13 protein-coding genes are annotated in these 18416 nt (G+C 69.4%); 6 read left to right on the top strand and 7 right to left on the bottom strand.

The annotated features are described in order from the left end of the window. Nucleotides 1-37: 37 nt before the first annotated feature. Together ACQPW1_RS46895 and ACQPW1_RS46890 are read right to left on the bottom strand one after the other, a co-directional pair. Complete coding sequence (locus tag ACQPW1_RS46895) at nt 38-2662, bottom strand: LuxR C-terminal-related transcriptional regulator (RefSeq protein ID WP_433660344.1); 2625 nt, start codon at nt 2660-2662, stop codon at nt 38-40. Continuing rightward, nucleotides 2655-4358, bottom strand: a complete 1704-nt coding sequence (locus ACQPW1_RS46890; RefSeq protein WP_433660342.1) for an Hsp70 family protein — start codon at nt 4356-4358, stop codon at nt 2655-2657. The genes ACQPW1_RS46895 and ACQPW1_RS46890 overlap by 8 nt, the downstream gene beginning before the upstream one ends. A gap of 293 nt (nt 4359-4651) precedes the next feature. On the opposite strand from ACQPW1_RS46890, the gene ACQPW1_RS46885 reads away from it, so the two are divergent. The 3 genes from ACQPW1_RS46885 to ACQPW1_RS46875 are packed head-to-tail and all read left to right on the top strand — an operon-like array spanning nt 4652 to nt 10302. Next, nucleotides 4652-6781, top strand: a complete 2130-nt coding sequence (locus ACQPW1_RS46885; protein WP_433660341.1) for an IniB N-terminal domain-containing protein — start codon at nt 4652-4654, stop codon at nt 6779-6781. A 55-nt stretch (nt 6782-6836) separates the two neighbouring features. After that, on the top strand, nt 6837-8702 hold the full coding sequence (locus tag ACQPW1_RS46880; RefSeq protein WP_433665545.1) for a dynamin family protein: 1866 nt from the start codon (nt 6837-6839) through the stop codon (nt 8700-8702). A 55-nt stretch (nt 8703-8757) separates the two neighbouring features. Next, nucleotides 8758-10302, top strand: coding sequence for a dynamin family protein (locus tag ACQPW1_RS46875; RefSeq protein WP_433660339.1), 1545 nt, complete (start codon nt 8758-8760; stop codon nt 10300-10302). Nucleotides 10303-10308: 6 nt separating this feature from the next. Here ACQPW1_RS46875 and ACQPW1_RS46870 read toward each other — a convergent pair whose 3' ends face one another. After that, entirely contained in the window at nt 10309-10875 is a 567-nt protein-coding gene (locus ACQPW1_RS46870; protein ID WP_433660338.1) for a TetR/AcrR family transcriptional regulator, read from the bottom strand. Nucleotides 10876-10949: 74 nt separating this feature from the next. On the opposite strand from ACQPW1_RS46870, the gene ACQPW1_RS46865 reads away from it, so the two are divergent. Continuing rightward, nucleotides 10950-12179, top strand: a complete 1230-nt coding sequence (locus ACQPW1_RS46865) for an FAD-dependent monooxygenase (RefSeq protein ID WP_433660336.1) — start codon at nt 10950-10952, stop codon at nt 12177-12179. Nucleotides 12180-12183: 4 nt separating this feature from the next. Here ACQPW1_RS46865 and ACQPW1_RS46860 read toward each other — a convergent pair whose 3' ends face one another. Together ACQPW1_RS46860 and ACQPW1_RS46855 are read right to left on the bottom strand one after the other, a co-directional pair. Further along, entirely contained in the window at nt 12184-13344 is a 1161-nt protein-coding gene (locus ACQPW1_RS46860) for a zinc-binding dehydrogenase (RefSeq protein WP_433660334.1), read from the bottom strand. A gap of 62 nt (nt 13345-13406) precedes the next feature. Further along, a complete protein-coding gene (locus ACQPW1_RS46855; RefSeq protein WP_433660332.1) occupies nt 13407-13847 on the bottom strand; it encodes a winged helix-turn-helix transcriptional regulator in 441 nt (146 codons plus the stop codon). 87 nt (nt 13848-13934) lie between these two features. On the opposite strand from ACQPW1_RS46855, the gene ACQPW1_RS46850 reads away from it, so the two are divergent. Beyond that, nucleotides 13935-15374 carry an MFS transporter gene (locus ACQPW1_RS46850; protein WP_433660330.1) on the top strand — a complete coding sequence of 480 codons (1440 nt, stop codon included), beginning with the start codon at nt 13935-13937 and terminating at the stop codon, nt 15372-15374. A gap of 54 nt (nt 15375-15428) precedes the next feature. Here ACQPW1_RS46850 and ACQPW1_RS46845 read toward each other — a convergent pair whose 3' ends face one another. Continuing rightward, the gene (locus ACQPW1_RS46845) at nt 15429-15728 is read right to left on the bottom strand and encodes a hypothetical protein (protein ID WP_433660328.1); all 300 of its coding nucleotides are present in this window, start codon (nt 15726-15728) and stop codon (nt 15429-15431) included. A gap of 284 nt (nt 15729-16012) precedes the next feature. Here ACQPW1_RS46845 and ACQPW1_RS46840 point away from each other — a divergent pair, with 284 nt between their 5' ends. Then, on the top strand, nt 16013-16507 hold the full coding sequence (locus tag ACQPW1_RS46840) for a MarR family winged helix-turn-helix transcriptional regulator (RefSeq protein ID WP_433660326.1): 495 nt from the start codon (nt 16013-16015) through the stop codon (nt 16505-16507). A 15-nt stretch (nt 16508-16522) separates the two neighbouring features. Here ACQPW1_RS46840 and ACQPW1_RS46835 read toward each other — a convergent pair whose 3' ends face one another. Further along, entirely contained in the window at nt 16523-18124 is a 1602-nt protein-coding gene (locus ACQPW1_RS46835) for an FAD-binding oxidoreductase (protein WP_433660324.1), read from the bottom strand. Between the last annotated feature and the right edge of the window lie 292 nt (nt 18125-18416).

Genomic DNA, 18416 nt, shown 5'->3' with positions numbered 1-18416 from the left:
CTCGCTTCGGCTTCCTGGCGTACGAATCCGCACTCTGTCACACCAGCAGGGAGCCGTGTCCCATGGCGCGGAGCATCGACAATAGCTCCGATCGGGACCGGGCACCGATCCGACGCCGAATACGGGCGACATGATGCTCCACCGTCTTGGCAGAAATGTACAGACGAGCGCCGATCTCCCGGTACGTCAGCCCCAGCAAGACCAGCTCGGCGACTTCCCGTTCCCGTTCGCTGAGGATCGCGGCAGGCTCGCCGACCGCCGGATCCGGGGCGGGCCGAGCGCCCTGCTGCGGTGGCGTCACGGTCGGCGGCAGGATCGGATCCTGCGGTTTGGCGTCGGCGCGGACCGTGCGGGCCAGCTTGAGCAGCGCGGTCGCGGTCGCCGAGTCGGCGGCGGCGAGGGCGGCCTCGCTGGCCAGCCGGGCGGCGTCCCAGGTCATGCCGATCTCGCTCAAGCCGGCGACGGCCGCCTCGACCGGCGCCGCCGATACCTCGCCGCGCAGCACGAGCACCCAGGTGCGGCCCGCGTCGGCGAGCACGGCGGCGTGCCGATCGCCCGCTTCGGCCGCGGCCTTGAGCGGCTTGGCATGCGGGAGCAGCTCCTGCGGGCGCTCGCGCAGTATCGCTGCCTGCACGCCGTACCAGTGGAAGGCGTTCGCCCAGGCGGGCGGTTCGTCCAACCGGTCGAGCAGAGCCAGCGCGGAATCGACCAGGGGCGCGATCCGGCCCTCGTCGCGCAATCGGATACCGGCCAGCCACAATTCGCCGATCGGCAGCAGCGCGAGCAGGTCGGCCTCTACGTCGTCGAACATCAGGTAGGCCGCCTGCCAGGCCTTGGTCAGCGCGACGTGATCGCCGGTGCGCCTGGCCAAACCGACCGCGACACCGTGCGCGAGCAGGCGGTCGCGGACGTCGAGGGAATCGTGATCGAGTGCGGCGACCGTCGCGGCGGCGGCGCGCTCGTCACCGCCGAGCATGGCCGTCCAGGCCGCAAGCACCTGAAGCTGATGGCAGCGCAGGCCGCTGGCGGTGGCGCGGCGCAATGCGTCGCCGGCGCGGCGTGGCTCGCCCGTGCCGAGGCAGAGCAGGGTGGCGATGGACACCGCCGTGCAGGGGAGGAAGCGGTCGACGCCGGAGTCGGCGTGTGCGGCTTGCACCAGTGCGGAGACGGCCGTGGCCGTGCCGTTGGTGGAAAGCGTTGGCGTGGTGGGGCTCCCGCCCTTGCGCGGGCCGAGGGAACCGGCCAGTGCGGTGGCGATCAGCCGGGCGTGGGCGTTGGCCTCGGTCGGCGGCCACTGCGTCGCCGAGCCGGACATCTCCGCTGCGCCGGGTAGGTCACCCGCCAGCGAGAGGACCGTCGCGCCGATGGCCCAATCCGCGCCGACGCGTTGCGCACCGAGCCACGAATACAGTTGGGCCGCACGGGCGATCAGGCCGCGCCGGGTCAATGCCGCGGCGCAGATGCGCACCGCGTCGGCGAGTTCCGCGCTGGACACCCCCGAACGGGCCAGCACCGGCTCGGCCAGTCGCATGGCGGTTTCGCCGTCGCCGTTGCGCCCGGCCGCCTCGGCCCAGCGCAGCGCGATGAGATCGGGGTCGGCACCGGTCGCCGCGGCGGCCGCGTAATAGCGCACCGCGTCGTCGCCCGCCTTTACCGCTGCGGCGGCGAGGAATTCGGCCAGTCGAGGGTCGCGGACGCCGGACTCGGCGAGCAGCAGCGCGGTGTGGTCGCGCAGCAGTCCCGCGTCCAGTCGTGCGCCGAGCAGTTTGCGCTGGACCGCGACGAAACGGCGGTCGCCGAGCAGCGTGCGCAGCGGGCCGACGGCCGGGGCCAGCAGCAGATCGGCATCGGTGACCAGCGCGCTCGCCCTGGCCCGATCGATGAGGTGCTGTGCGGCAACGGCTTCCACGCCGAGCACCTCGGTGAGTTCGCTGGCGTCCAAGCCTGCCCCGGTGGTGGCGACGACGAGCGTTTCCAGCAGGTCCGGCTCGAGGTTGTCCAGCAGCGAACGGGCCCAGGCGGCGACGGCCGCGTCGACCGTGCCGATGCCCGCGTCGAGCCGGGCCGAGCAGGCGGCGCTGAGCGCGGCGACCACGCCGCCGCGGATGCCGTCGGTCTGCCGGTGGATGTGCTGGGACACCTGGCGCGGCACCATCATGCCGAGCTCCCTGGCGAACGGGGCGATGTCGGCCACGCCGAGCGCGCGCAGATCGACCACCCGGCCGCGTCGGGCGACGGTGTCGGCCAGCGCGCGCAGCCGGAGGTCGTGCGGTCGCGGCTGGGTCGCGATCACGACCGTGCGTTGCCCGGCTTCGATGGTGGTGCAGAGGTATTCGAGGTCGGACTGACTCAGTGTGTGCGCGTTGTCGACGACCAGCGCCGGACGGAGCTCGGTCGTCGGGGCGGTGCGGGTGCCGAATCCGTTGGGGGAACGGTGGTTCGGGTCGGCAGCATTGCCGGTGCGGGCCGGCTCGGTCGCCGGGGCATCCTGGAGCGGGATGCCCCGGGTGCGCAGGCGGGTACGAATCTCGTTGAGCAGGGTGGATTTACCGGTTTGCGAGCGGCCGCGGATGAGGTAGACGACCGGCTCCTGGTCGGCGGACTCCAGTTCCCGAAGGATCTCGCGCGCGGACGGCAGGGTGTCGAAGGCGATGTCAGCCACCGTTTCCTCCGAGGATCTGGCCGGGGGCCCGCAGCACGGTGCCGACGGTGTTGCCGACGGAGTCGACCGGGTCCTTCAAGACGCCGGTCGGCAGGCTCGGTGCCTGCGGTGGGGACGGGTAGTTGCCCGGTGCGGGTGCCGGTGCCGGTGCCGGCTGCGGCTGCGGGGCCGGTTGCGGGGCCGGTTGCGGCGCAACGGGTTCCGCGGGTGGTGCGGCGGGCTGGTCGGCGGCGGGTTGGCTGTTCACCACGGCCACCGTCGTCGCGGTGGGAGAACCGGGTTGCCCCGCATCGGATTTCGGGCGGCCTGCGGCGGAAGTGGTCGGGTCCGTCGCGGCGACCGGCGAGTTGGGATCGCCCGCCTGTTCACCGTTGGTCGCGGCGATCTCCGCCGCGCGCGCCGGGGACGAGTGTTCGGTCGAGGGGTTCGGCCCGGACTGCGCGCCGGTGCCGATCGCGACGGTGCCGGTGGCCAGCAACCCGATGACGACCGCGGCAGCCGCGACGATGGCGGCGCGCTGCCTGCCGCTGAAGCGCGGACTGCGCGGCGGGTCACCCGCGGGCAACGGCGAGATCGATACTGAGGGAAGCTCTTTGGTCTTCGGCGCGTTGAGCACCGGCGGTGCGACCGGCACGCTGGCAGTAGCCAGATCCGCGGCAAATGCGGCAGCACCACGGGCACTGGTGTTGGCCGGGTCGGGGGCCGCGACCACCGGGAGACCGAATTCGGTCGAGATCAGCTCGGCGACCAAGGGAATTGCACCGCCGCCACCGGTGAGCAGGACACGACCGATATCGCCGATGTCGAGCCCGGCCCGGTGCACCGCGTCGCGGATCAGGTCGATCGAGGTCAGCAGCGGGCCGCGAAGCAGGTCCTCCAGTTCGCCACGCACCAGACGGACGTTGCCGCCGTGCGTGTCCGCCGGATTCAACCGCACCCGCACGACCGTCGCGGTGTTTATCGAAAGCTCTTCTTTCGCTGTTCTGCAGTGCTCGCGCAATGCCGACAATTCGCGTTCGACGGCCGGGTCGAACGGATCGAAATCATTTGCAAGCACAGCGTTTGCCAGCACGTAGCGCATGGTCAGCAGATCGAATTCCGCGCCGGCGATGTCCGTGGTACGCAGCGGTGTGCCGAGCACGCTGGCGTGGTCGCCGGTGCGCACCACCGAGACGGTCAGGCCGGTGGCGCCGAGGTCGTACACGAGCACCGCGCCGTCGCCGAGCGGGCCGTGCGTGGATTCGAGCCAGCGGACCGCGGCGGTCGGTTCGGGCACCAGCGTCACCTCGCGCAGACCTGCGCGATCGAGGGCGGCGCGCTGGATGTCGACGGTGTGCCCGGTCCACCACGCGGGGTGGCAAGCCACGGTCGAGCCGTACGCACGCGCTTCGGTGCTGATCTCGTCCATCAGGCAGGCGACGGCCGCGGCGACGAGGTCGGCGGCGGAATGTGCGGTGCCGTCCTCGGCGAGCATGGCCACCGGATCGCCGACCCTGGCGAGGAAACCCTCGAGCAGCACGTCGCCGGAATGCCGTCCGGTGGTTTGCCCGGTGCCGCCGAGGGCGGGCGGTGCGTCGGCCGCGAGCCGCAGCACGCTGGGATGCGTGACCACGCGGTCACCGCCGTCCCCCGCTGCCGCCACGGCGACCGAATTCGACGCCCCGACTGTGATGCCGAGCGCCAGACGCTCTGTCATTCGTGAACCCCGTTCGAAAACTCTGTGGTCCGGTGTCGCTGCTGTGTAGTCCGAGTGCGGAAGGCGGTACGAGCACGCCGACGCAACCGTTGTTTCGGTTGCTGGCCGTCCGCCGTTACCGCTTTCGGGGAAGTTGCGGGGAAATTCCCCTAATGCGACGGATGCCCCTAAGGGCAGGCTCGGGTGAGTTGTGGGGGTCGGCCCCGTTACGCGTAACGAGTCGCGCCCCTAGCGTGAAATGCATTCCAACGATGCGGATCGCGGAGGTCCGCCGGCTCTCAGGAGATTTTCTGATGACACCCAACGCGATTCTCGAGTTCATCCTCAACCTGCTGCGTGATCATGACGCGGCGGTCGGTTACTGCGCCAACCCGACGCAAGCGCTGGTGGCGGCGGGTTTGCCCGCCGTCACGCCGGAGGACATCGCCGCCGTCGCCCCGATGGTCGCCGAGTCGGCGCTGGTCGCGGGCGGCTCTCAGCTGTCGGCGATCGTCGCCGCCGGGGCGCAGACCGGAGCCGCTGCCGTGCTCGGTGCCGCGGGCACCGTCGGCGCCGCAGCGGCCGCCGATGCGGGGCTGAACGTAGGTGCCGACCTCGGCATCGACCTGGGTGGCCAGATCGGCACCGGCCTCGACCTCAACGCTGGACTGAACACCGCGATCGACACCGGCCTGCAGGTCGGCGCGGACCTCGGGGCAGGCCTTTCCACCGGACTCGGGACCGTCGCCGACATCGGCGCCAATCTGTCCGCCGCGGTCGGTGGGGCGCTCGGCGTCGCGGGTCAGGCGGTGACCGGCATCGGTGCCGACGTGCAGGATGCGGTGGATGCCGGGCTGCATGCGGGGACCGGGCTCGAAACGAGTCTGTCCGCGGGTATCGGCGGTGCCCTCGGCACGGTGGGACAGGCCACGGCCGGACTCGATGCCGCGCTCGGCGCGAGCACCCAGGTCGGGGCCGATCTCTCCGCCGGATTGCAGGGTGTCGCGAACGCGGTGACCGGTGTGACCACCGGCCTCGATGCGGCCGTCGGCGCGGGAGCTGATCTCGGTGCCGGTCTGACTGCTGGTCTGCAAGGTGCCGGGACCCAGTTGGCCGGTGGTTTGTCCACCGGGTTGGGTGCGACCGCCGACGCTGCGGCGAATCTCGGCGCGGGTGTGAACACGGGTTTGTCGGCCGGTATCGGTGGCGCGCTCGATGCGACCGGGCAGGCGGCGGCTGGGCTGTCGGCCGGTCTCGGTGCTGTCGCGCAAAGCGGGGCCGACCTGGATGCCGATGTCGCCGCCGGGCTCGGTGGTGGATTGTCCACAACCGTTGGTGGCGTGGCGAATTCGGCGGCGCAGGCTACTGCGGGACTGTCGGGCGGGCTCGGTGTGGGCGCCGAGATCGGTGGCGGGTTGTCCTCGGCGGTGGATGGCGCGGTGAATACAGGAGTGCAGGTCGGGTCGGGACTGGAGACCGGGCTGTCCGGCAGTACAGGTGCGGTTCTCGGCGCGGGTGCGCAGGTGGGGGCCGACCTCGGCACCGGGTTGGCTTCGAGTGTGGATAGTTCGATCAACGCTGGAGCGCATGTTGGCTCGGGCTTGGAGACCGGATTGTCCACAGGTCTCGGTGGTGCTTTCGATGCTGGTGCGCAGGTCGGTGGCGCGGTTGATGCGGGCACGCATGCGGTGACCGGGTTGTCCACGGGGATCGGGGCAGCGGCGGATGCCGGTGCTGGTCTCGGCGGCGGGTTGTCCGCTGGGCTCGACGGTACGGCCGGTGTTGGTGCGCAGGTGGGGTCGGGTCTGGAGACCGGACTCGGCGGTGGCATCGATGCGGGTGCGCATGCGGCGACCGGGCTCGAGACCGGTCTGGGCCTGGGCGGCGGTTTGTCCACAGGTGTCGGTGGCGCGGTGGATGCTGGTGCGGGACTTGGTGGCTCGCTCGGCAGCACTCTTCACGGGGCTGCGGATACCGGTGCGGGTCTGGGTGGTTCGCTTGGCGGCGTTACCCATGGTGCGGTGGATACGGGCGCGGGTCTGGGTGGTTCACTCGGTGGCACTACCCATGGTGCGGTGGATACCGGTGCGGGTCTGGGTGGTTCGCTTGGCGGCACTACACACGGTGCTGTGGATACGGGCGCGACCCTCGGTGGTTCGCTTGGTGGCACGACCCAGGGCGCCGTGGATACCACTGCGGGACTTGGTGGTTCGGTTGGTGGCACCACGCACGGTGCCGTGGACACCGGTGCCGGGCTGAGTGGTGATGTCGGGTCGACCGCCAACGCCTGGTCGTCACTGGATGTTTCGAGTGCGTTCGGATCGGGGCTGGACAGTACCGCTGGTGCGCACAGCGACACGGGACTGTTCGGCGATTCGCATGCCGGCGCGGATCTGACCGGCAGTGCCGGTGCGGATCTCACCGGCGACGCGCTGCTGCACTGATCGCCCCGCCGCCGCACTGACAATGCCCGTTCCACTGGAAGAGGTCGATACCGCGATGGGGACGCCCGCACCGAACGCCACGCCACCGGCGGTACCACTGCTGTCGGTACTCGGCGAAACCATCGCGGCAGCGCGCGCCGCGGGCCGCAACGATCTGGTCGGCCGCCTCGAGGTGGCGGCCGACCGGGTCCGCGACCCGCGGCGGCGCATTGTCATTGCGGGGCAACTGGATCAGGGCAAGAGCCGGTTCATCAACGCGCTGCTGAATCTGGAGATCTGCCCGGTCGGCGACGACGTGACCACCACGATCACCACGCTGCTCGCGCACGGCCCCGAGCCGAAGGCGGAGCTGGTGCTGACCGGTCCCGGCGGCGACTCCGGCGGCCCCGAGACCCGAGTTCCGGTGCCGATCAACGAGATCGGCTCGATCACCGCGCGTTCCCCGATGGCGCAGGGGCGGCGAATCCTGCGCTTGGAGATCCAGGTGCCGAACGCCCTGCTGGCCGATGGCATCGTGCTGGTCGATACCCCGGGCGTCGGCGGGCACGGAAGTTCTTACGCGGCAGGCGTGCTGAGCATGGTGCCCGCCGCCGACGCGGTGCTGGTGCTCTCCGACGCGTCCACCGAACTCACCGAACCGGAACTCGCGTTCCTGCGCCAGGTGCGCGAACTGTGCCCCACCGTCGCGTTGCTGGTCACCAAGACCGACCTGTACCCGCATTGGCGTCAGGTGTACGAAGCGGACCAGGGCCACCTCGCCAAGGCAGGCCTCGAGGTGCCGATGATCGCGGTGTCCTCGTTGCTGCGCAGCCACGCGCTCCGCCTGCAGGACCAGCAGCTCGGCGTCGAGTCGGGCTTCGGTGTGCTCTACCAGTTCCTGCGCGATCAGGTGGTGGCCCGCGACCAGCTGGCCACCCGCGGCGCGGTGGCTCGCGATATCCGTTCCGCCGCCGAGCATTTGGCGCTGGCGCTGGGCAGCGAGCTGGTCGCGGTGCGCGATCCGGCCCGTGGTGCGGCGGCGGTCCGCGAACTGCAGACCGCGCGGACCTCGGCCGAAGAACTGCACCGCCGCACCGCCGCGTGGCAGCAGACCCTGGCCGACGGCATCACCGACCTGGCGGGCGACGTCGACCACGATCTGCGAGATCGGTTGCGCGGCATCGCCAGAACCACCGAGGAGTGGATCGACGAGCACGACCCCGGGCGGCACTGGGACAGCATCGCGGAATACCTCACCGGCACCATCGACACGGCGATCGGTGACAACCTGCTGTGGACCCATTCGCGCGCACTGCAACTCGCGCAGCGGGTCGCCGAGCATTTCACCGAGGTGGGCACCGCCGATCTGCCGGACGTCCACTCGGACGCGGCCGTCGAGGGCCGTCACGTCGGCGCGGGCACCCTCGCCGACCTGGAACCCGACATCGGCTTCGGCAGCAAACTGCTCGTCGGCATGCGCGGCTCCTACGGTGGTGTGCTGATGGTCGGGCTGGCCAGCACCTTCGCCGGACTCGCGCTGCTCAACCCGATCTCGCTCGGCGCCGGACTCGTGGTGGGCGGCAAGGCCTTCCGTGACGACAAGGCGGCCCGGCTGGCCCGGCGGCGCAACGAGGCGAAGGGCGCCGTCCGCCGGTTCGTCGATGACGTGGCCTTCCAGACGGGCAAGGAATCCAAGGATCGACTGCATCGCATCCATCGCGCGCTGCGCGACCACTACGCCGGTGTGGCCGAACGGAGCCTGCGGTCGATCGACGATTCGCTGCGGGCCGCGCAGGAGGCCGCGACGATGGCGAACGCCCGCCGGGCCGAGCGCGGCGCGGTGCTCGAGCGGCAGTTGCACGTGGTCGCCGAGCTGGGCCGATACGCCGACGCCATGCAGGCCGCGCTGCCGAGCGCGCCCGTCGGTACGGTTGCCTCGTGAGGGAGCGTCAACGAGCGAACCGAAGTCACAACGCGCCTTCGCGAACGGCGGCGTCGTGAGGCGCGAGGTCGGCGCGGCGCCGGGGATCGTGGCCGAGGCACATCGGCTGGTCGGTGCGGCGCGCGCGGCGCTGGCGAGCGAGCCCAGGCCGCGGGCACTGCTCGCCGACTGCGCCGGTCGTTTGGATCAGCCGCTGCGTATCGCGCTCGCCGGTTCGTTGAAGGCCGGTAAGTCCACGCTGCTCAATTCGCTTGTCGGGCAGGATATCGCGCCGACCGATGCGACCGAGTGCACCAGGGTGGTCACTTGGTATCGCTACGGCTCCACCCCGAGCGTGACGGCACACGCGGGCGACGGTGCCCGCGCGAATGTGGTGGTGCGCCGCGGCGGTGGCACGCACGGCCTGACCTTCGACCTGGACCGGCTGAACTGGAACGCGCCCGCCTCGCGCGAGGTCGATCACCTCGAGGTCGAATGGCCCGCGGCGGCGCTGGCCCACACGACGATCATCGATACGCCGGGCACCTCCTCGCTGTCACGAGAGGTGTCGCGGCGCACGGCTCGATTGCTCACACCGGGTGCGGATATGGAGCAGGCCGAGCAGAGCATCGCGGTTCCGGGTGCCGACGCGGTCGTGTATCTGCTGCGCAGGCTCGACGCCGCCGACGTGCGGTTCCTTGAACGGGTAGGCGCCGGAACCAGTGCGGCGCAGGGTGTTTCCGGTCCACTCGGTGTCGTCGGCGTGGTCTCCAGGGCCGACGAGATCGGTGCGGGCCGAATCGATGCCCTGCATTCGGCGCGTGACGTCGCGACGCGCTTTGCCGGAGAACTGGAGCGAACAGGCTTGTGCCAGGCCGTGATTCCGGTCGCCGGACTGCTTGCCTTCGCGGCGGCGACCCTGCGTCAACAGGAGTACGCGGCGTTCGAGGCGCTGGCCGGTGTACCGGTGGACGACCTGAGCACGGCATTGCTCTCCGCGGATCGTTTCGCGCGCCCCGATGTCGCGCTGCCGGTGGCACCGGAGCTCAGGGCTCAGCTCGCGGAACGGTTCGGGCTGTTCGGCATTCGCATGGCGGTCACCCTGATTCGGCTCGGTGTGCGCGACTCCGCCACGCTGGCAGCGGAATTGACCAATCGCAGCGGCGTGGACGAGCTGCGCTCGGTGCTCGACGTCCAATTCGGCCAGCGCGCCGACCAACTCAAGGCGCACTCCGCCCTCACCGCGCTCGCGCGGGTGCTGACTGCCTACCCCGGCAGCGAAGCCGACGTCCTGCTACCTCGCGTGCGCACCCTGCTCGCCGACGTGCACGGCTTCGCCGAGCTGCGCCTGCTCGGCCGCCTGCGCACCGACGAATTGACCTTGCCGCCAGCCGATCTCGCCGAGCTGCACCGCCTCATCGGCGGTTCCGGCGTCGCCCCGCATCTGCGCCTCGGTCTCCCGGTCGACGCCGCGCCGTCGGTGCAGCGCGACCAAGCCGTTGCCGCCGTGCGCAAGTGGCGGTCCCGCGCTCGCCACCCGCTGGCCGACCAGTTCACCAGCACCGCCTGCCTCACCGCCGCCCGTAGCGCGGAAGGCACCCTCGGCCTGCTGCCCGAGTAGGTCGAGTCACGCGGTGATCGTGCGCACCGCCTCCGCCAGGTCCGTGCCGGTCGGCGCGTGCTCGGGGTCGATCAGATACTGGGCGGCCAGGCCGGTCAGTAGCGCCTGATAGAAGGCGCCGACCGCCCGGCCGTTCGCTTCGTCGGCTTCGTCGACGTTGTCGAAGAGACGGGCGAGACCGCTGCGCGCCTCGGCGACAGCGGTCGCGAGTTGCTCCCTGGTCGCGGGTTCGTGGCCCGCCTGGGCGATGGTGTCGAAGGTGGCCGCCCACAGGCCGCGATGGGCGCCGATCGAGTCGATCACCGCCGTCCAATTCGTCGCGAACCGGTCCAGTGGCGTCGAATCCGGCTGCGCCGCATCGGTTACCGCGCGTTCGAGCTCCACGCCCCATTCGCGATTCGCCTCGGCCAGCGCCTCGTTCAGCAGCGCCTCCTTGGAACCGAAGTGGTAGCCGATGGCCGCCATGCTGACCCCGCCCGCAGCGGTGGCGATATCGCGCACGGTGGTCCGGGCGTAGCCCTTTTCGAACAGGCATTGCCGCGCGCCCGCGAGTAGATCTTCTCGGTTTCCCATGGTCAACATGGTAGCGCGATCGCCTTAGGCATTTGTATTGCGCAGTTGCCTAAGACATATGTACAGTTTTCGACATGGGCAATCGACCGATAACCGTCCTCATCTCCGGCGCCAGCATCGCCGGACCCACGCTGGCCTTCTGGCTGAACCGCTACGGATTCGCGGTGACCATCGTCGAGCGCGCCCCCGCGCTGCGCGACGGCGGTCAGGCGATCGACGTGCTCGGCACCGGAACCGACGTGATCCGGAAGATGGGCCTGCTCGGGCAGGTGCACGAGTGGAGCACCGGCAAGCGCGGCACCTCCTACGTCGACGCCACGGGCAGGTCGCGGGCGAGCATGAGCAGTGAGGTGTTCAACGGTGTCGGCGCGGGCGGCGACTGCGAGATCCAGCGCGGCGATCTGGCCAAGGTGCTGTACGAGGCGACCCGCGACGATGTCGGATATCTCTTCGGCGACAGCATCACCTCGCTCACCGAGGACGAGCAGGGCGTGCACGTCACCTTCGCGCACGCCGAGCCGCGCACCTTCGATCTGGTCATCGGCGCCGACGGCATGCACTCCAACACCCGCAAGCTGGTGTTCGGCCCGGAGACGGACTTCATCCGGCACATGGGCTACTACATCTCCATCTACACCACCCCGAACCTGCTCGAGCTGGACCACTGGGAGCAGGACTACAACATCCCCGGCAAGATCGCGGGCAGCTACAGCGCCCGCGAAAACACCCATGCCAAAGCGGTTTTCGCGTTCGAGTCGGACCAGCTCGACTACGACTACCGCGACATCGCACAGCAGAAGCGCATCGTCGCCGACACCTTCGCCGACGCGGGCTGGGCGGTACCGCGCCTACTCGCACATCTCGCCACCGCCGATGATTTCTACTTCGACGCGATGGCTCAGATCCACATGGACGACTGGTCGAAGGGCCGCATCGCCCTGGTCGGCGACGCGGGTTACTGCGCCGCCCCACTATCCGGCCAGGGCACCAACCTCGCCCTGATCGGCGCCTACATCCTGGCTGGCGAACTCGCCGCCGCCCACGGCGACCACACCATCGCCTTCCCCCGCTACCGCCGAGAACTGCTCCCACTGGTCCAGGCCTGCCAAACCTTCGCCGAGGGCGTCGGCAAATGGTACGCACCCCCAACCAACTGGATGATCCGCCTCCGCAACCTCAACGTCCGCCTCCTCCCCTACCTCCCCTGGCGCGGCCTCATCGGCGGCGCCCCCCAAAAGATCGCCCGCACAATCCAAATCAAGGACTACCGCCCCCACGAAACCACCCCCACCCACAACCCGTGAAGAGCTAGGGGGCGGTGGCGGAGCTGGTTGGGTCGATCAGGATCTTGGCGTGGTGGTCGGGGTTGGCGAGGGTGGTGAAGGCGGTTTCGATGCCGTTGAGGCCTACGGTGCCGGTGATCAAGGGGGTGGGGTCTACTTTGCCTTCGGCGAGCATGTGCAGGGTGTCGCGGAATTCGCCTGGGTCGTAGCCGAGGACGAAGCGGAGTTCGAGTTCCTTGTTGATGGCCATGGCGGGGCGGATGCGGTCGGTTTCCATGCAGACGCCGACGACGACTATGCGGGAGAGTGGGGGTGCGGCGGTGAGGATTTGGTCGAGAATGCCTGGGACGCCTACGCATTCGAAGATGACGGGGCCGGACGGGCCCGCGTTCAGGGTGTGCGCGAGGCGGAAGACGTACCACCAGGGCAGGCTCGGGACTTGGCGCAGGCGCTCCATGGTGTCGAAGCCGAGGCTGAGAATGTCGGTGACGCCGTTGATCCGGCCGCGCTTGGGGGCGGCGGTCCAGGGGGAGTCGGTGGCGGGGTCGACGACGATGTCCGCGCCGCACGCGGTCGCTAGTTCCCGGCGGCGCGGGGAGAAGTCGCTGGCCACCACGGTGCGCACGCCCGCGGCCTTGAGCATGCTGATCACCGCGAGGCCAATAGGCCCGCAGCCGATGACAAAGGCGTTCTGCCCCTTGCCGACTCGGCCTTTGCGCACCGCGTGCCAGGCGACCGCCATGGGTTCGGTGAGCGCGGCGTGCTCGGCGGACAACCCGTTCGGCACCGGCATGGTCATCGATTCCTGGACCACCACCTGCTCGGCATACGCGCCCGGCGCCTCGACCGAAAGCCCGGTCAGCTGCGGCTTCGCACCGTGCCGCACGATCGGCAGCGCCACCACCGGTGTGCCCGCCGCCCAGCGCTTGCGGCAGCCCGGCCCGTAATCGACTACCTCGCCACTGAATTCGTGTCCGAGCACCACGCTCTGGTCCGACCGCATGAAGTAGTCGTAGCCGGTGGCCACACCCAACTCGGCCATCTCGTCGGCATGGCTGCGCGCATGCAGGTCGGAACCGCAGATGCCGCAGCGCGATACGTTGATCAGCAGCTGCCCGCGACCCGGTATCGGTGTCGGCAGGTCGGTGACCTCGAACTTCGAGTTGGTGACGACGGCGGCCCGCATGGTGAACTCCTCGAATCGGCAGCGTCACCCACGCTACTGCGCCCGGCCCGTCGATACATCGATCAGACCGTCGCGAGTGCGTCCTCGGTGGCGCGCTGGTCATAGGCGTTGCGCGCTGCGGCGATTTCGTTCTGGTGCCCTTCGGTCCAGGTGACGAGGGCCTTGATGGTGGTGTGCAGGCTGGCACCGAGCGGGGTCAGCGCGTAATCGACGCGCGGCGGGACCGTCGGATAGACGGTGCGCTCGACCAGTCCGTCGCGTTCGAGATGCCGCAGCGTGCGGGTGAGCATCCGCTGACTCACGCCGTCGATCTTGCGCTTCAACTCGGTGAATCGCAGGCTCTTTTGATCCAGCAGCGCGATCACCAGCAGCGACCACTTGTCGGCGATGCGATCGAGGATCTGGCGCACCTCGCAGTCGACGCGGGTGTCCCACTGCAGAACGTCGTAGTCGGCGGCGGTATCCCCGCAGTGCCCGGGTGACTTCAATGTGCCGTCTTCCATGGTTGCCGATTCTGCCCGAAACTTTCCCTAGGTATCAAGAGGTAACCGACCCCACTATGGGGAACCGAGTCTGTTTGGGGAGTCGTGATGGTCAAAACCAGAGCCGTCGAGGTCTTTACGGAGATGTCCGGCCGCGCCTGGGGCGTGCTTGCGGTGTTGTGCGGCGCGATTTTCCTGGAGGGCATCGACGTCGCGATGCTGAATGTGGCGCTGCCCTCGATCCGGGCCGAACTCGGCCTGTCCACCGGGATGCTCAGCGGTGTGGTGTCCGCCTATGTGCTCGGCTACGGCGGGTTCGTGCTGCTCGGTGGCCGCGCCGCCGACCTGCTCGGCCGCCGACGGATGTTCCTGTTCTGGCTGACCGTGTTCCTGGTCTTCTCCGGGCTCGGCGGTTTCGCCACGACCGGATGGATGCTGTTGACCGCTCGCTTCGTGACCGGGGTGGCCGCGGCGTTCCTCGCGCCGGCCGGACTCTCGTTGATCACCACGAACTTCGCCGAGGGGCGGGTGCGCAACAAGGCGCTGCTGTTCTATGCGGGTGTCGCGGCGGGTGGCTTCTCGCTCGGCATGGTGGTCGGCGGGTTGTTGACCGCGTTCGGCTGGCGCTGGGTGTTCTTCGTGCCGGTGCTCGTTTCGGCCGTGCTGTTGGTCGCCGCGATCGCGTTGGTGCGGGATTCCGTTGTGCCGGAACGGGTTCGGGGCGGCTTCGATCTGCTAGGTGCGTTGAGTGTGACCGGTGCGATGCTGCTGCTCGTCTATGGCGTTGTCCGGCTGGAACATCCAGGCAACGGCCCGGCGCTGACCGCCGCGATCTTCGCCGCGGGTCTGGCGGCGCTCGGACTGTTCGTCGTGAACGAACGCCGCACTGCCACACCGCTGGTCCGGCTCGGCATCCTGCGTTCGGCCCCGCTGGTGCGGATCAACCTGGTCGCGATGCTGTTCATCGGATCGTTCATGGGATTCCAATTCCTGGCGACGCTGTACTTCCAGGAACTGCGCGGCTGGAGCACGGTGCAGACCGGCCTCGCGATGGCGGTGATGGGTCTGGACGCGCTGCTCGCGCCGCTGCTGACGCCCTGGCTGGTGCGCAAGTTCGGCAATGTGCGGGTGATCTTCGGCGGGGTGGTGCTCGCGGCGCTCGCCTACGCGCTGTTCCTGCCGACCGATCTCGATCGGGCCTACATCGCCATGCTTCCGACGATGTTGCTGCTCGCCGTTGCCTTTTCGCTCGTCTACGGACCGCTGACCATCGCGGGTACCGACGACATCGCCGAGGAAGAGCACGGCTTGGCGGGTGGATTGCTCTACACCGCAATCCAATTCGGCGCCGCACTGGGGATCTCGGTGGTGACCGCGGTGAACGTCGCGGCGGTCGATGCGGGCAAGGTCGGCATGGACGGGCTGCGCACCGCGCTGATCGTTCCGGTGGTGGCCGCCGTCCTGGCGGGCGTGATCGCGGCGACCGGGCTGCGCCGCCGCGCGATCGCCGTGACCGGCGAGGTACCGGAGCAACTCGTGCACGCCTGACGATGGGCCGACCGGGCTGGAGTGGGGAAACCATTCCAGCCCGGTCGAGCAGATTCACTGCCTGGCACGCAGCGCGGGGAACACCTCCTCCTGGAGGTAGGTGTCGAGGTCGCGCCCGTTGCGCCTGGCCTCGATCACCGCGACGCCGTGCTGCTGCGCCTTCGCTATCAGCAGGTCACGCGAAACACGTTCCACGCCACCGCCGATCAGCAGGATGCCCACCGGGTCGGCGTCGAGCACCGCGAGCGCGTCCGCGTCGGCGATCACGCCGTGCGCGGTGAAGCCCTGCGCGCGGATCTGCGGGATCGCCGAATCCACCACATTCTGGCCGCGGCCGATGACCAAGATATCCATTGTCCTCATACTCCAATCGGTGTCAGATCCGCTGTAGCGGAATCGGTTTCGGGCGGCTTCAGCTTGGCGTCCTTCGGCAGCGCGAAGAACCCGAGGCAGCCCGCGGCGAGCACCACCGCGAAGGCGATCCAGCGGCGGGGGTCGAGGTTCGGTGGGGCGGAGGTCGGGGTCCACGGCGGCTCTCTTCGATTCGATGGGCGTGGCGACCCCTTAAACTATGCACATGAAGTGATTATCACGCAATTGGTCAATCATCATGAGTGCGTTAACGGTATGCTTTGCGGGTGACCGAAGCCGATCCGAGGTTCCCGCCGCTTGCCGACCAGCCCGGCTTCCTACTCGGTCAGCTCGGCGCCTACACCGGCGGCCGATTCGGCGAGCTACTTGCGCCACTCGGCATCGGGCCCAGGCACTTCGGCATGCTGCGGGTACTGCGCGAACACGACGGGCAGACACAGCAGCAGCTGTGCGAGACGCTCGGCATCCATCGCAATGTGATGGTCGGACTCGTCGACGAGTTGGAGAAACGACAGCTCGTCGAGCGACGCAGGCACCCGACCGACCGCCGCGCCCACGCCGTCTATCTGCTGCCCGCCGCGCACGACGTACTTGCCCGCGCGCAGGAGGCGGTGACCTGCCTCGACGGCGAGTTGTTCGCCGACATCGACGCCGAGGAACGGGCGACCCTGCTGCGGCTGCTGCAACGGATGGCCGCTAGCAATGGCTTACGCCCGGGTATCCATCCCGGTCTCACGCACGAGCGCATGCGCCCCTGCTGACTGGAGTCCGGTAATTTACAGCAGCACACCGGGATTCAGGATGCCTGCCGGATCGAGGGCGGACTTGGCCGCGCGCAACGCGAGCGCGAACGGCTCCGGACGCTGCTTGTCATACCAAGGCCGATGATCCCGGCCCACCGAATGGTGGTGCGTGATCGTCCCGCCTGTGGCCGAGAGCGCCTCGGAGACAGCGGCTTTGATCTCATCCCACTGCGCGACCGTGCTGCCCCAGCGGCCCGTGGCATAGATGCCGAAGTACGGTGCGGGCCCGTCCGGATAGACGTGGGTGAACCGGCAGGTGACCACGCCGGTCGCACCCACCGCGCGGATCGCGTCGTTGGCGGCGGTGGTCACGGCGGCCTTCAGCGCCTCGAATCTGTCCCAGGTGCAGGCGGTTTCGAAGGTCTCGGTGATCATCGACTGTGCCGCGAGCGCGTCGCGCTGGTAGGGCATGCGCAGGAAGGACGAGCGCCAGGTGTCGGCCGCGCCGCCGCCGTTCGTGTTGGTGTCCGAATCCGAGTAGCGCACGGGTTCCGGCAGCTTGCCGCCGTGTCCGACGGCGATCTCGACGGCGCGCTCCATCCACGGCCGCGTCGGGTGATCCGCGGATTCGAAGCCGAGCACCAGTACCCCGCCCGCGGTCGCCGCACCGGCATTGAGGAACGCCTCGGCCGGATCGAGCAGTCGGCAGTTGGTCGGATACAGCCCCGACTGTGCGATGGTGCGGGTGGCGGTCACCGCCTGGCCGTAGTCGTCGAAATGCACGGAAGCCGTTGCCCGCCAACGCGGGCGGTCCTGCAGACGCATCCAGGCCTCGGTGATCACGCCGAGTGTGCCCTCGGAGCCGAGGAACATCCGGTCCGGCGCGGGTCCCGCACCGGAACCCGGCAACCGGCGCGATTCGCTGATACCCGCGGGCGTCACCACCCGCATCGACTCCACCAGGTCATCGATGTGGGTGTACAGCGTCGCGAAGTGCCCACCCGCCCGGGTGGCCAGCCACCCGCCGAGCGTGGAGAACTCGAACGACTGCGGAAAGTGCCGCAGGGTCAGCTTCGCCTCGCGCAGTTGGTCTTCCAGCGCGGGCCCGAACACCCCGGCCTGAATGCGCGCCGCGCGACTGGTGGGATCGATCTCGAGGACCTGGTCGAGCGCACCGAGATCCAGGCTCACCGCACCGGCGAAATCACCGTCGAGCCGGGCCTCCACCCCGCCGACCACGGAAGTGCCACCGCCGAAAGGGATCACGGCGATGTTCGCCCGGCTCGCCCAGTCGAGCACGTCGACGATGTCGGTCTCGGTACGTGGCCGCACGACGAGATCGGGCGGAGTTCGCACGTCGCCCAACAGGTTTCGCACCACATCGCGGAATGCCTGCCCGTGCGCGTGCGCCGCGCGATCGGCCGGGTCGGCGGAAATCAGGTCGGCCAGCGCGTCGGGCGCGGCGACCCGAGGCTCGGGCAGCGCGAGCGATTCGATCGTCGGCGGCTCGTGTGCCGTCAGATCGGCGCCGGGCAGGATCGCCGCGACGCGCGCCGTCAGCGCCGCCCGTTCCGCACCGCTGACGGCGTCCTCGACATTGCCCCAACCCCACCATGACCGCGTCTTCGTCGACACCGTGACTCCTCTCCGCCGGGCTCGCACCCGCCGCGCGAGCTATTGCACCACGGGTAGCCGCGGCGGGTCCGCGCGACGAGAATCATCAACACGACGAAATTGGGGTCGGCGTTCGGGAATGATCCTCGGCGGTCGGCCGTTGAGCTATTCGACAGTGTTGAGTGTGTCGGACTCAAGTTTGAGTTGACTCCCGGTGATAATGGGGGGCAAGATTGAGCCGACCACACTCAGCGTTGCTGGGACCGTGCTCCGTCAGGTGCTGGGGCGAGGTCTCGCGGACAGGATGACCTGG

Origin of the sequence: Nocardia sp. CA-128927 (assembly GCF_050955855.1) — a bacterium.
Classification (GTDB): domain Bacteria; phylum Actinomycetota; class Actinomycetes; order Mycobacteriales; family Mycobacteriaceae; genus Nocardia.
The sequence above is the reverse complement of the archived record's forward strand: the minus strand, read 5'-3'. Positions and strand labels throughout refer to the sequence as shown.

What these genes read in the sequence shown, in the direction of transcription:
- ACQPW1_RS46885 (WP_433660341.1), top strand. Translation starts at nt 4,652, where the DNA reads ATGACACCCAACGCGATTCTCGAGTTCATCCTCAACCTGCTGCGTGAT.
- ACQPW1_RS46850 (WP_433660330.1), top strand. Translation starts at nt 13,935, where the DNA reads ATGGTCAAAACCAGAGCCGTCGAGGTCTTTACGGAGATGTCCGGCCGC.
- ACQPW1_RS46890 (WP_433660342.1), bottom strand. Translation starts at nt 4,358, where the DNA reads ATGACAGAGCGTCTGGCGCTCGGCATCACAGTCGGGGCGTCGAATTCG.
- ACQPW1_RS46870 (WP_433660338.1), bottom strand. Translation starts at nt 10,875, where the DNA reads ATGGGAAACCGAGAAGATCTACTCGCGGGCGCGCGGCAATGCCTGTTC.
- ACQPW1_RS46855 (WP_433660332.1), bottom strand. Translation starts at nt 13,847, where the DNA reads ATGGAAGACGGCACATTGAAGTCACCCGGGCACTGCGGGGATACCGCC.
- ACQPW1_RS46845 (WP_433660328.1), bottom strand. Translation starts at nt 15,728, where the DNA reads ATGGATATCTTGGTCATCGGCCGCGGCCAGAATGTGGTGGATTCGGCG.
- ACQPW1_RS46865 (WP_433660336.1), top strand. Translation starts at nt 10,950, where the DNA reads ATGGGCAATCGACCGATAACCGTCCTCATCTCCGGCGCCAGCATCGCC.
- ACQPW1_RS46860 (WP_433660334.1), bottom strand. Translation starts at nt 13,344, where the DNA reads ATGCGGGCCGCCGTCGTCACCAACTCGAAGTTCGAGGTCACCGACCTG.
- ACQPW1_RS46880 (WP_433665545.1), top strand. Translation starts at nt 6,837, where the DNA reads ATGGGGACGCCCGCACCGAACGCCACGCCACCGGCGGTACCACTGCTG.